This is a genomic window from Paenibacillus sp. FSL R10-2748 (assembly GCF_038005565.1).
Taxonomy (GTDB): domain Bacteria; phylum Bacillota; class Bacilli; order Paenibacillales; family Paenibacillaceae; genus Paenibacillus; species Paenibacillus polymyxa_B.
On the sequence record NZ_JBBOTK010000001.1, the window covers coordinates 1,137,355 to 1,152,796 of the forward strand.

General features: G+C 48.9%; 2 protein-coding genes. Both read right to left on the reverse strand.

Going from position 1 to position 15,442, the window contains the following annotated elements; translation table 11 throughout:
* Nucleotides 1-249: 249 nt before the first annotated feature.
* Nucleotides 250-4,119: a non-ribosomal peptide synthetase gene (locus tag NSS66_RS05405; protein WP_279831910.1), complete on the reverse strand. Its 3,870-nt coding sequence runs from the start codon at nt 4,117-4,119 to the stop codon at nt 250-252.
* Between the two features lie 4 nt (nt 4,120-4,123).
* Nucleotides 4,124-15,439: an amino acid adenylation domain-containing protein gene (locus tag NSS66_RS05410; RefSeq protein WP_340958537.1), complete on the reverse strand. Its 11,316-nt coding sequence runs from the start codon at nt 15,437-15,439 to the stop codon at nt 4,124-4,126.
* Nucleotides 15,440-15,442: the final 3 nt, after the last annotated feature.

The window sequence follows — 15,442 nt, forward strand, 5'->3', positions numbered from 1 at the left end:
AATAGAAAGAGGAGTATGTGAGGTCGTGGTGAAAGTGTGATATATACTCACAAACAGTGAATATTATGTTCAAACAAAGTTGATTATTGGATACTTTACTATAAAATCTGGAAGCATACAAGGGGGTTTTTCATACATTAGGATATGTTTTTATACATCATGTCAATTAATATTACAAACCAACTTACACGATCATATCAAATAAATACTCCTGCTTGGGGTCTTCAACCTCCAAGCAGGAGCATAATCTTACCTCAAAAATGTATTCAGCACCAAACCTACAGACACGGCTTGGGCTCCTTTTACGATAGAGAAATGATCGCCAGGCACTTTATGCGTGAACATTTCCCCCTTACAATACAATTCCCATCCTTTATATCCTAATTCCCAGGTATGTTCTGAAATAAACAAACATACAGGGGCCTTTACAGCTCGATCGGGCTGGTAGACATGCTGCATTTTCACCCAATGATTCACACTTTTAAAGCGTTCTAGTAATTCACTCCGTCCCAACTCATTAAATTCCGGTAGCAAGGGGAGTACACTGGCTGGAAATGCTCGCTTCCAAAGCAGTAAATCGAACGTTTCTTCCATCCTCTCCAGTTCCTGAATATGGTGGTCCCAGTGATCTTCCTTGCCATACTTCAAAGGTGGCAGTGTGTCCAGAATGGCCAAAAGTTCGACACGTTCTTCTTGTTCTTCCAATTGTCGGGTTATTTCGAAAGCAAGCGTTCCACCCATACTCCACCCCGCAACATAATACGGGCCTGTTTCCTGAATGCTTTTCAATTGATTCACATATCGGTGTGCCGCTTCCTTCATCCCAGCTGTTTTATTTTCAGCAAGAATCGAAGCATCCATTTTTATGCCCCAATAATTCCAAGTAGCTGTAAGTCCGTTGACCAATTCCATGTAGCAACTGACATCCAAGCTTCCATCATGGATGAAAAAAAGGTGCTTATCCTGCGCTGTGCCGGGCTTTAAGAGAACAAGCGTGTCTGCTCTGGCTGGAAACACACTTCTTTCCTTTCCCTGCAATGCACTTGCCAGTTGGCGGATGGTAGGAAAAGTAAATAATTTGGTGAGCGGTAGGTCTATCCCTAACTCACGCAAAACTAGCGAAACCAGCTTGGTAGCCTTGAGCGAGCTTCCTCCCAGGGTGAAAAAATTGTCCGTTACGCCAATGCGATCCGTCGGCAGGTTCGTGGGCAGAACCATCGACCAGATGCGAACCAGCTCCTGTTCCAGTTCATTGCAAGGAGGGACATATTCATTTTCCCGCAGTGCTTCAAGATCAGGCTCTGGCAACGCGTTCCGATCAATTTTGCCATTCACATTCAGTGGCAAACGCGGAAGTCGGATCAGACAGGCAGGAATCATATAATCCGGCAAATATGTAGCCAGCTCCAGCCGGACTTCTGCCTGTGACATTTCTACGTCGGAAACAAAGTAAGCACAGAGGTATTTGATCCCGTCGCTGTGCTGACGAACAAGCACGACTGCTTCCTGAATCCCCTCTATATGTGCAAGCCGAGCCTCAATTTCGCCGGTTTCAATACGAAAGCCCCGAATTTTGACCTGGTGATCCATGCGACCCAAAAATTCAAGCGTTCCGTCAGCCACCCATCGGGCACAATCTCCAGAACGGTACATACGCTCTTCTGGGAGCCAGGGATGAGAAACAAATTTGGCTGCCGTTAATTCCTCCCGAGCCAAATAGCCACGCGCCAATCCTTCACCTCCAATGCACAGCTCACCCGGTACTCCAATGGGCTGAAGTTGATTGGACGCGCTCAGGATATAGACCTGTGTATTGGCGACAGGCTTGCCAATCGGCACGTTATGGTCATAGTCCTCCTGAATCGTATGGAACGACGTAAAAATAGTATTCTCCGAAGGACCGTAGGCATTGACAATCGTTAAATCCGGCTGGGCGGCGCGAAGGAGCTTCATATGCTGCGGAGACAAGGCGTCTCCCCCGGTCATGATCAATCGAAGTCCAGTAAAGATGGAAGGTTTCTCATCAATCAGCTGATTTAGCAAAGGAGCCGTGAACCATGCCATCGTGATTCCATACTGTGCCATCCTCTTGCCGAGTATGTCGGCAGATAAAAGCTCTTCTTTTTCAATGAGATACAAGGTTGCCCCGCTCAGCAGTGTTCCCCACAGTTCAAAAACCGACACATCAAAGGCCAGGGAACACGTCTGCAATATTCGATCCTCTTGCGTAATAGCCAAAGGCCCTGGCTCTAACACTAGGCGAGCAAAGGATTGATGCTCAATCATTACACCCTTTGGTTGTCCTGTAGACCCTGAAGTATAAATAATGTACATCACATTGTGCGCCTGATTGCTGTCCTCCAGATTACGGGGTTCTCCCGTATAGAGACTATGGTCTGTGAGCAGTAACATGTCCACCCCAGGAAAGCGTCTGGTGCTGGCAGTCGGTAGAAGGCATATTTTCGCCTGACTATCCTGTAATAGATATTGAATCCGTTCATCTGGGTAGAGCGGATCAATCGGTAAATAAGCGGCCCCGGCCTTCAAAATAGCTAAAATACCAACAATCATCTCCAACGCAGGCGTAGCTAAAATACCGACGACATCTTCTGCCTGAACTCCCTTTTGCCGTAAAACCCGCGCCAATTGATTGGCACGTTCATTTAATTCATCATACGTTAGTTGCTTTTCTTTCCACCTCACGGCTGGATGGTCAGGCGTCCGTATCACTTGCTGTTCGAACAGTCGATGGATGGTTACCCCATGCGAATTTTTTTCGTATGCATTTTTGCTGTGGGTCTGATTAAAAGTATGAAGTAAAACGGTGCGCTCTTCTTCTGTAACCATATCAATGTCTTCGATCCGAATATCGGGTTGTTCGCCAATGATTTCGACAATTCTGGCAAAATGTCGTAGCATCCGGCGGGCGCTTTCCTCCGTAAACAACGCTTTGCGATATTCCAGTTCCAGCCCGATACCCTCCTGCATTTCGTATGCATACAAGGTGATATCAAATTTAGCGATTTTATGTTCAAAAGTATAAGGAGAAAACGTGACCTCTGTTGCCTGCACGACAGGCTGCGGTACATTTTCCAATACAAAGCAAGCATCAAATAAGGGATTACGACCACTGATTCGTTCAGGATTGACCTGCTCCACCAGCATATCAAAGGGGTAGTCCTGATGCTCAAACGCAGCAAAAGTTCGGTCTGCCACTTCTTCCAGAAAATCAGAGAACCGCTTGGTTCTCTGCGGTTTCTGACGCAAGGCGAGCGTGTTCACGAACATGCCCACAATCCCTTCAAACTCGGAATGAGTCCTTCCGGCGACAGGTGTTCCGATGACCAGATCCTCCTGTCCGGCATATTTGGACAGAAGGATGCTGTACGCGGCGAGTAGAACCATATACAACGTAACATTGTGCTGCAAGCATAATGCACGCAAGGAGTGAGCCGTGTTAGCTTCAATCGAGTACGATACGATCCCACCGCTGTAATCAGACCTTAAGCCTTTTTCATCCGTAGGCAACGACAGCAGAGGAACATCCTCTGTAAATTGGTTCAGCCAAAATTCACCCTGTTTCTGAATATGAATATCGCTTAATTGATCGTTTTGCCAGATCGTATAATCGACATACTGAAACTCTAATGGAGCAAGCTCCTGTCCCTGATATAGAGCCATCAGCTCTTCAAATATAATGTTGATGGTTACCGCATCCGCGATGATATGGTGGATATCAAACAGGAACAGAATCTCCCCATCAACCAAAGGTACAAGCTCAGCCCGCCATAGAGGGGCCTCGTTCAGATTGAACGGACGGATAAACTCGTTAACAAGCTTATCCGTACTCTGATCCGAACGTTCTCTATAGGGAATCGATACATCGATGGATTCATGGACGAGTTGTAAAACCTCGCCGTCCTTTTGAATAAAGGACGTTCGCAAGCCCTCATGACGTTCTGTCAGCCTACACCATGCTCTGTACAGCCGCTCTGGCTCCAGCGCTCCTTTGATGATTCGAATGCTGGGCATATTATAGATGATGTTAGGTCCGAGAAGATCATGAATCAGATATAGCCGTTTTTGCGCCGAAGATGTTTCATATCCTTCATAATGCATGATGCTAAATCTCCCTCCGTCGGCGTTCTTTTTTCTCTACTTTTACTGATGACAGTGCATGCTGCTGAACTGGGATGACTTCTCTCATAAGCTTTCCATCGCCCCGAAGTATGTTGCTAATCTCGGTTTCCTCTGTTCTGAAAAACTCAATGGCAAACGGAACAGATTCATGAATAAGCTGAACAATCTCGCCGTTGATCACATCAAATGTGGTCCTAAAAGCGTCGTGACGCTGAATAAGCGCTTGGAAGGCTCCCTCAAGTCTGGCCAGGTCCAGTTCTCCTTCCAGCATCATGGCGCCCGGTAGATTATAGCTTAGATCCTCTGGATTCAGCTCGTGCATCATAAAAAGACGCATTTGAGCAGACGAGGCCGGATAATGGGCGCTTGGAGTCGCAGCAGGGATCAAGGAACGGACTGTCGCTTCATCCTCGTGATGACACTCAACTCTTCTGGAGCTTATGTGATCTGAAAGTTGTCGAATAGTCGGAGCTGCAAAAAGTTCCTTTAAAGTAATCTCGATGGCCAACATTTGACGCACACGCAAAATGAACTGGTAAGCGAGCAACGAATCTCCGCCAAATTCAAAGAAATGATCATCTATACCTACTGCGCCTGTTTTGAAAATGTCCGCCCACAACAGGAGCAGTTGCTGTTCCATTTCGTTGCGGGGCGGTGTATGTTCTTTGCCGGAAGGCAACTCTACCCCCAAGGTATTTAACGCCTTACGGTCCAGCTTTCCGCTTGAACCTAGAGGCATCGTCTCCACCTTCACAAAACGTAAAGGAATCATATATTCCGGTAATCGTTCCAGCAAAAATGCCCGCAGTTCTCGAACTGTACAGTCGGTTTGCACAACCAGATAAGCACACAAATACTTGTTGCCCTGCTCATCTGTCAAATCAAGTACAGCCGCCTGCTGAATGTCGTTATTTTGCAAGAGGGCTGTTTCAATTTCACCTGTCTCAATCCGGTAGCCTCCGATTTTCACCATTTGATCCGATCGTCCCAAGTAAACAATCTCGCCGCTAGGCAGCATCCGGGCAAGATCGCCTGTCCGATAGATTCGCTCACCTGGTACAAAAGGATTGGGGATAAAACGCTCTGCCGTAAGTCCATCCAGATGTACATACCCACGTGCCAGATGGCACCCTCCCAGACAAAGCTCTCCTACCTGCCCCAAACTAACCAACGCCAGCTCCTGATTTAAAATATACGCCCGGGTGTTGCCCACAGGCCGTCCGATCGGAATCGGACCTTCGGAAGATACAGACGTACACGTATAGGCTGTTGCAAACACACTGGCTTCCGTAGGCCCATACAGATTAAGTAATCTCGCTTCCGGGAACTTCAGATTAAAACTTCGCACCTGCTCCTGGCCTATCTGTTCGCCACCCGACATGACCCAACGCAAAGTGGCTGCTTGGATTGTATCCTCGACTGAAAGCTCTGACAAAAACATTTGCAGCACGGTAGGAATGAAGAAAGCCACTGTAACCTGATGCCTGTGAATGGTATCCAGCATTTGACGGGTATCCGTTTCTGCACCTGCCTCCAATAACACCAATCTTCCTCCGCCCATGAACCAGCTGAAAAGCTCGACGATGGAACCATCAAAGGTATAGGATGCTTTTTGCAGCACCGTGTCCTGCTCCCTTAAACCAAGCTGTTGTGCCAGCCATACCACTCGCGCACTAAAGGCGTGATGCTCCACCATCACCCCTTTGGGCTGCCCGGTTGAGCCGGAGGTGAAGATGACATAAGCCAGATGATCAGGCTGGATGACAAGCTCTGGATTACCTCGTTCTTGCTGATCCTGACACAGTAAGTCAACGTCGATGATCTGCTGGATTTCTTCATCCATCCAGCTGGCATGGCACTGCTGATGGGTCAGAATCCATTCAGCCCCAGCGTCTGCCAGGATGTAGCGAATCCGTTCCTTTGGATCGGCTGGATGAATGGGGAGGTATGCCGCCCCTGCTTTTAACACGCCCAATAAAGCAACAATCATTTCCGGTGAGCGCTCCATAACAATAGCTACTACTTGCTCTGGCCGGGTACCGGAGTCCAGTAGGCTATGTGCGACCAGATTCGCCCGTCGATTCAATTCCCCGTAGCTGATCTCCTGTTGACCGGAAATGAGAGCGATATGCTCAGGGTTTCGGCTTGCTTGACCCTCGAAATATTGATGTAACAGCTTTACGGACCCCGGACCCATGTCTGTCTGATTGAAATCATGGACAAGTGTCTTCCATTCCGCCTCGCTCACCGATTCCGAAGCCGCTATGGCAAGCTCACTCACCCAGTCCTCTTCCTTGTGGACGCTTGCTGACTCAAGTATTTCCTCTCTGTCCCGCTGATTCGGGTCAACTGCCACCTTTTCTATCCGAAGCTCTCCAATCTTTTGCTGTGGATTGACAAGGACAGTGTGTAAGATTTGAAGGAATTCCCGGCTCAAGCGTTCCACCGTCTCCCCGGTAAAGAGATCTACATCGTATTGAAGGATACATTCGATATGCTCGTCGGTCATGGCTGCAGTAAATGTTAAATCGAATTGTGCTCCTGTATACTCCGCTTCATCACATGGAGTCAGTTTCAGACCGGGTAATTCTACGATGGTACGGGAAGACTCGTTCAATAATGCAAACATGGTATCGAACAGCGGATTGCGACTTGTTTTGCCAGCCAAATTCAACTTCTCAACCAGTTGCTCAAACGGATAGTCCTGATGCTCAAAAGCCTGAAGAGAACGCTCCTTTACCTGCATTAAAAATTCGTGTACAGTCATGTCCTTCTCCGGTGTGTTGCGAAGGGCCAACGTATTGACGAACATGCCGACAAGAGGACTCAGGCTCGCATGAGTTCTGCCGGATACCGGAATGCCAACGATAATATCTTCCTGTCCACTGGCTTTGGCCAGCAATAGGTTATAGGCCGCCAATAGAACCATAAATACCGTGACATTTTGTTGCAGGGCAAAGCGTTTTAACTTCCACGTCCATTCCTGATCCAGCTCAAAATGAATGGCTTGCCCTTCACCTCTTCTCACATCGGGGCGTGAAAAATCCGTAGGCAATTCCAGCTCTGTAATTTCCCCTTGAAAAAGCTCCAGCCAAAACTGCTCCTGCTGACGGAATTCCACACTGTTCAAAAACTCACGCTGCCACACGGCATAGTCTTTATACTGGATCGTCAATTCCGGTAAGCTCATGCCCCCGTATAAACGAGCAAATTCCTCGACGATTATCTCCTGGGAAAGACCGTCCGTAATAATATGATGCATATCAATGAACAGCAAATGACGGTTGGCAGGCTGATGAATAACCTGAATCCGGAACAATGGCTTTTGCCGGAGATTAAAGGGCTTGATTAATCCGTCCTGTTCCACTAATATTCCACGTTCACGGCCCGATTGAATTTCTTCTATCCATGCTGCTAATCCTTGAACCGTACCTGCCCGGAAGAAATCACGCAGTGTCAGATTTACATTCCATTCCTTGTTAATAAGGTAGACCAGCTTGGTTGCCAGCAAGGATTGCCCGCCCAGCAGGAAGAAGTCATCCTGTGTGCCAATCTGCTCCCGGTGCAGGATTTCCGACCAAAGCTCAACCAAGCGCTCTTCCAGGGGTGAAGCTGGATGTACATAGGCCGTACCGACCTTGATACTTTCATTAACCTGCGGTAAAGCATGACGGTCGATTTTTCCGTGATGTGTTAACGGGATCTCATCGACTCGAACAAAGTAAGACGGAATCATATATTCAGGCAAGGTTACCGACAGATGGGTCTTCAGTTCTGCCACCGACAATTCCTGATCTGTAACGATATAGGCGCATAGCTCATGCATACCAGGCTGGACTTCCTGAACCAACACCACTCCATCCTGTATACGCGGGTGCTGGAGCAACGATTTTTCAACCTCGCCCGGCTCAATGCGGTAACCCCGCACTTTAACCTGCTGATCGACTCTTCCTAAAAATTGAATTTGCCCATCTTCAAGATATCTGCCCAGATCACCCGTTTTGTACATCCGCTCGCCCGGTATCCACGGATTTGCTACAAACTGCTGCTGCGTCAGTTCGGGGCGGTTCATATAGCCGCGTGCAACCCCCCAGCCTGAAATGGATATTTCACCGGGTACCCCGATAGGCATAACATCCGTACCCCTGCGATTCATGATGTATACCTCAGCATTGGCTACAGGCCGTCCGACAGGCAATGGATGGACAGCTGGAATATCCGGCACACAATAATAGGTAGCACAGACGGTCGCTTCTGTTGGTCCGTACGTATTGTAGACCTTTGCCGAGCGCAACAACTGGGTGACATATTCACTTTTCAGCACATCCCCCCCGCTAATATAAGTGCGAATATGAGGGAAAGGGGGCAGTTGATTTAGCTCATTTAAAATAAACGGCGAGGCGCTGACCACGGTCACTTGCTGCTGGCGAATGAATTGGTTCAGCAATTGGATGTCCTTCAGTTCATCCCGTGAAACCATAGCCAGCGTTCCCCCTGCTGCCAATGTAGGGTATATTTCCTCCACGGATGCATCAAAGGTAATGGCTGCCTGCTGGAGCACTACGTCCTCAGCCGTTAAGTGGAATTCATGCTGGAAAGCCGTGATGTAATTCGTTACATTTCTATGCTCAACCATGACTCCTTTGGGCTTACCGGATGATCCTGACGTGTACAAAATATAAGCCAAATGGTGAGGTGCCAGAGGCTCCTTGCCCGCAAGTGCAAGAGCTACATTATCAGCATCTCCGCTGTACAAGGCCGGATCACTTACATCCATGACAGATCCTGTAAAGCGCAGCGTGTCGATGCTGACGGTACCCGTAGAAGTTAGGAGCAGAGACACGCCGCTGTCCTCCAGCATGTAGGCCACCCGCTCCGTCGGATGTTCCGGGTCCATAGGGACATAGGCTGCTCCTACTTTGAGTACGGCAAGCATGCTGGTCAGCATATCCAGCGAACGAGGAACCAGGATGCCGACAGCTTGGTCCGGTACCAAATGATAAGTTAGCAAGTGCCGGGCAAGCTGATTAGCTCTGATATTCAATTGGCTGTAAGTCAGCGAATGCTCTCCGTAGACGGCAGCAATCCGCTCAGGATGCTGTTCTGCCTGTTCTTCAAACCACTGGTGAACCAGCTTTTCCTGTGGGTAATTCACCCGGGTTTCATTCCACTCGTACAGGGTTCGCTGCTGTTCTTCCGCCTGATTCATGGAAATGAGGCCAATCGGCCGCGAAGCATCAGCACAAACTTCTTGTAAAAGATTCTTGTAATAGCTCGCAAGCCGACGTATGGTCTCTCCCTTGAACAGTTGGGTCGCATACTCAAAGTGAAAACGCAGCTTGCCTTCATTTTCAACCCATATGACTGTCAGATCGACTTGGACAGCCTCCATCTTAGCTTCCAACGGAGTAAAGCGAAGCCCGTTGATGCTCATCGGCTCCCCCCGAAAGTTCTGGGAAATAAACTGAACATCAAAAAGTGGGTTCCGGCTCCGGTCTCTCGGTACGTCAAGCTGATTCAGCAGCATTTCAAAGGGATAATCCTCATGCTTATAGGCTTCAAGCGCGTGCTTCTTAACCTCCTGCAAATATGCTGCGAAAGGCTTATCTTCAGCTGGCGCAGTTCGTAGGGCCAGCGTATTGATGAACAGCCCAATCATGTGCTGGACCTCTTCCGACTGGCGACCTGCGCTTGGAATGCCAATAATGATCTCTTCCTGATTCGCATATTTGGCCAATAAAGTGCTATAGACAGCGTACAGAAGCATAAAGAGCGTAACCCCATGCTGTACCGCTGTTTTTTTAGCCAAAGCTGTTAATTCCTCACTCAGATCAAATGTATAGACATCCCCGGCATTGCTCATTTGCGCTGCCCGCGGCTCATCTGTAGGCAAATCAAGTACAGGCAGCGTCCCCTTAAATACGTCCAGCCAGTATGCCTCCTGCTTTTTCATTTCGGCACTGTCCAGACGCTGATTTTGCCACAATGTAAAATCGGTATATTGCATAGGCAGTTGCGGTAGATCCTGTCCAGAATAGCCCTGTATCATTTCACTTAATAAAATACCAATCGAGGCTCCATCGGCTGCAATATGGTCAACATCGCACAGAAAGAGGTGGGAATCGTCCTTCAGCCGGATCAGCTTCGCCTTTAACAGCGGCGCACGATTCAGGTCAAAAGGACGGATAAATTCATCCACATACGCTTCGAGTTCGCGCCCGTCCCCTTCGCTATATTCCAGCGAAAAATCTACCTCCGGGTACACTCTCTGTACCAGTTCGTTATCCCGCAACTCAAAAGCGGTGCGCAGCGAGCTATGACGACGAATTACCGCATATATGGCTCTCTCCAACCGATGATGATCCAGATTACCAGTGATGGTCATCGCACTGCATAGATTGTTCAAGGTGCTATATCCTGCCATTTGACGCATCATATAAAATCGACGCTGCGTCGAGGAAGCTGGGTACACCTCACGTTGTTCCACCGGATGAATGATCAGATTTTTGTCAGCTGATTGGGGTGCAGGCAGCTCCGTTTCCGTCAGAAGAGGTTGCTTCGCTTCTCCATCCGTATACAGGGCTAATTCGCTGACCGTCATATAGTTGAAGATATCGCTCATATCCACTTTTTTGGACAAGCTTTGATTCATCTGCCCCACCATTTTACTAGCAATCAGGGAGTCTCCTCCCAGCTCATAAAAACTGTCATAGATGTTCAGCTCATCAAGCCCCAGCACTTCCGCCCATATGCTTGCGATCACCTTTTCAGATGAGCTATATTGTTCTGTTGCCCGACCACGCAACTGCACAGGACGGCGCACGGCAGCAGATGACGTGACCGCATGGTCATGCAGAAGCCGACGATGACGGTCCAGAATAGCCCGCATTTCATGAGAAAATCCGAAAGGAATGGCAGCGGAATCCAGCGCGGCCACCTGAGCGTAATTCAAGCCACCCACAATGACACGCGGAACGGGATGAAGCAATAATTGTTCAAGAGCGGCCAGTCCCTCTTGTGTGGACAGAGCCTGAAATAAGCTCTCTTGGAAATCAACCTCATGCTCAAAAGCCATCCCAACTTCCTGCCAAGGAGCCCAGTTGATGGCAAGCGTACGTCGGCCGGAGTGATTCCGCCACTCGGCAAAGGCATCCAGATAGGCGTTGGCTGCCGTGTAGTCGCTTTGGCCTGGTCCACCCATCAGTGAAGTCACAGATGAAAAAAGAATAAAAAAGTCCAGTGTATCCGCAGTGGTGATTCGGTCAAGCACATGTGTGCCTGTTACCTTCGGAGCCAGTACCTCGGTAAAGCGGTCCTGGCTCTTGAGAGCCATAAAACCGTCTCCAGCCACACCCGCAGCATGGATGATACCGTGAATAGACCCATACTTGTGGCGAAGTTCATTCAAGGCTTGCTTCATAGCGGTCTCGTCAGCTACATCGACAGCATAATATTCTACCTGCGCTCCCTGCTGCTCCAATTCCAGCAAGGCGGTAACCGTATTCAGCATCCTTGTATTCATGTCTGGATTTGAGTTCTGTCTTATGTTTTTTGGGCTCCCGTTGGAATCGGCGTTTGCAATGGCCTCCCATTGCTCCTTGGGTGGCAAAGGCTTGCGACCTATCAATCCCAGTGTGACCTGACCTTTAGAAGCAAGCCATTTACCGATTGCCAATCCCAGCCCGCCAGTACCCCCAGTTATGACATAGGTTCCCTGCGGTCTGATCGTAATCGGGTCAACTTCGCTTTCCGTCAGATCCACAGGTTCAATCTGCTCTACATAACGTTCGCCGTTACGCCAAGCGACCAGAAATGTATCATCATCGTGCCGTAGGGAATGAATGAGTTCTGAAGGCTGGGTGCTTGTATCTATATCGAGGCAACGGCAGCTCAGATCAGGGTATTCCTGACCGATGACCCGGGCCAGCCCAAACAAGCCCGCATGTTCTGGTTTTAATTCATTTTCCAATTCATTCACTTTATAAGCCTGCTCAGCGATCACCGTCAGTTCCTTAACAGCTGACTTGGTCTCTGCGATTGCCTTAGCCAGATAAAATAGCTGAACCATAGACTGCCCGTTCCAGAGGTATATCAGTTTCTTAGCATTCTGACATCGCATCTCTGTCAACAAGCGTCTATGATCTTCCTCGGAACCCGTAGAGAAGTAAGCATGGTCTGACATTTTAGTAAAGGTGACTCCTCGCTTCACTTCAACCACATCATACCCTTCGTGCGCTAACAATCCACGTAGCGTTACACCGATCGGACGGTTATCAGTGAATAATAAAATCGTTTCCAGCGGTGTGGATAACACTGAATCATTTGCGGTCCGGGTTACTGTATCTTCTTCATACTCGGAGGGTGCTTGTTCTTGCTTTTTCCATACAATCTGATGATATTTATGATGTTCTGTATAGCGGGTTCGTTTAAGATCCGCCTCGTGTACACGTTTGACTGCATAATCTTCAATTTCTACCAGTACCTGACCTTCGGCACCCAGAATGAGCACATCTACCGTTAAAATTTCTCCACTTTCCCTGACCTTGTTTTTTTTGCGCAGATAGCTGTAACAAAGCCGTGGGAGGGAGTCGTAAATGCGCAGCTTGTGATATGAAAATGGCAGGAACAGGCCATTTCCCAAACTCTGGCTTGCTACCCCGACGGCCACATCCAATAAAGCGGGATGAAGCACATATTGGCTTACATCCATATGATAGGCTGCAGGCAACTCCAGCTTAGCCAGCACTTGATCTGTTCCAATCGCAATCGTCCGTAGCGTCTCCCACCGCGGCCCGAATGAAAATGCAGGAGCAGCTTCGGCATGATTCTCACCGACTACTACTTCCTGATCGTTGCACTCAGTCCGAATATCGCCCAGACTCATAACAGGATGGGCTGCCTTTACAAATACGGCGCGCCCCTGTGCATGCCTTACCCAATTCTGCTCCCACGGCTGAACTGAGGGTCCCGTCCGGCTTAATACCTTAAACGAAAACGTCTCACCCTCCCGTTGCAAAACGGTGTGTACTTCTCTTTCTTCCTCTGCATCCACGATGAGCGGAGAAATAAACTGGATATCATATAGCTCCAGCACCTTGCCTGGACGCTTGTATTTTTCCAATCCTGCCCTAACCATTTCCAGATAAGTGGTTCCTGGTACAATACAGTTTTCCATAATCTTATGCTCGCTTAGTACCCAATGACGCCCAACAGAGAAACGGGTCAGGTAAATATCCTGATCCTCGGTTTCTGCCAAACAATAGTCCAAAAGCGGATGTGTTGTTTCCATCTCTGTGAATTTTCGAACATGGGAAGCCTGAGAAACGACTGCCTTCTCCTCTACCTCCACCCAGCATCGCTTAGGCTCAAAAGGATAGGTGGGAAGGCTTCGTCTGCGGCACGCTTTGCCTTCATACAAGCTCTCCCATTCCACATCTGCTCCCTCAACATACATACGGCACAGGGAATCCAGCGTATCGAACTCGAATGAAGACTGGGTCAGTTTCTCTTTGGCTGATGCTGTCAGTCTTCTGGATTCCTCCAGCGTAAGCTCCCCTGCTTCTTTTTCCTTCTGTGCAGATACAACCTTATGACGTCCAAAATACACACCCGGTATGAACTCTTCTTGTTTCGCTTGTCCGCTGAAGCCTGAGGTCTGAATTTGAGTCAGCTTTGCTCCTAGATCATCCCAATCCCGGCACAAAATCGCTAGACGAAAGCCATACTGCCCTCGTCCGGTATTGGCGGTATAACAAAGATCGCGTAACGGATAGGTTTTGGGTTCCATGACATATTGCTGATATTGCTTCACATAGGCTGCAAGCACTGTTTCATTTTTAGCAGATAACGTAAAAAGCTGAACCGTTTCCGGTGTTTCCTGCTCCAACTGGCCACCATCCTGCATTTCAGCCCACACCGGGGCCTCTTCCAGAACGACATGGCAGTTCGTACCGCTGAGCCCGAAGGAACTGACTCCGCAGCGTCGCGGAAAATCCTCCTTGGGCCAAGGCTGCAGCTTGTCATTCACATATACAGGCGAATCAATAAAGCTAATATCCGGGTTTGGGCAGGTAAAATGTAGGCTCGCCGGAATTTCTGCATGCTCCAAAGCGAGCACTGCCTTTAAAAAGCCCGTGATTCCCGCACTGTTATCCAGGTGACCTACATTGGTTTTGACCGAGCCTATGGCACAAAATTGATTCCGGTCGGTATACTGCCGAAAGGCTCTCCGTATACCATCAATCTCCACTGGATCGCCCAGCTTGGTGCCTGTCCCATGAGCTTCAATATATGTAATGGTATCTGGGTCAATCCCAGCATCCTTCCAGGCCCGTACAATGACATCCTCTCCTGCCAGCGAATTGGGAGCCGTAATCCCGGCTGAAGTCCCGTCATTGTTCACAGCACTGCCTTTAATGACAGCATAAATATGGTCCTGATCCTGAATGGCCCGCTTCAAGGGTTTGAGCAGAACAGCGGCTACACCTTCTCCTCCACCTGTGCCATCTGAAACGCTATCGAACGTTCTCGTCCGGTCATCCGAGGAGCCTACACCCAGCCCCCCGCCCTTTCCCTCTTTTATAGGTACAAGTGTGACCTTTACCCCGCCGGCAATCGCCGTATCGCAATCGCCGTGCCGCAAATCCCGGCAGGCCAGGTGAATGGCCACCAAAGATGAAGAACATGCGGTATCCACCAACAGACTGGGCCCTTTTAAATCCAGCAGATAGGCGATCCGACTGGCAATCATGGAATGGATATTACCTGGAATCGCCGAAGAAGCTGATGAAGGAGCCATTTCTGCTATAAACCGCTTGTACTCCTCACCAAAATCACTGCTGTAGCCGACATAGACTCCTGTCCGACTACCGGAAAGCTTTTTACCACCGTACCCCGCATCTTCAACTGCCGCCCAGGCAGACTCCAAAAACAGTCGCTGGTTTGGGTCCATCAATCGCGCTTCAGCCGGAGAAAGTTGAAAAAAGGGATAGTCGAACTTATCAATTTCTTCTAGAAATCCACCTTCATTTAATGCCGTTTGTTCATTCAACAGCCCGGCTTGGAAGAGGCTCTCCAGCTCCCTTTTTCGTCGGGCAGGAAAAGGGCGTATGGCGTCCTGCCCCGCCCGCAGAAGATCCCAAAACTGAGCTGCATTTTCACTTTCGGCAATTTTACAGCTAATCCCGATGACTGCAATATCCGAATCTCGCAGCTCATTAACCGCGATCGGACCCGCGTCCTGAAAATCCTGTTCATTGAATTGAAGAGCCGCCAGATTGAATCCTGTTTTTGTCATCATCGT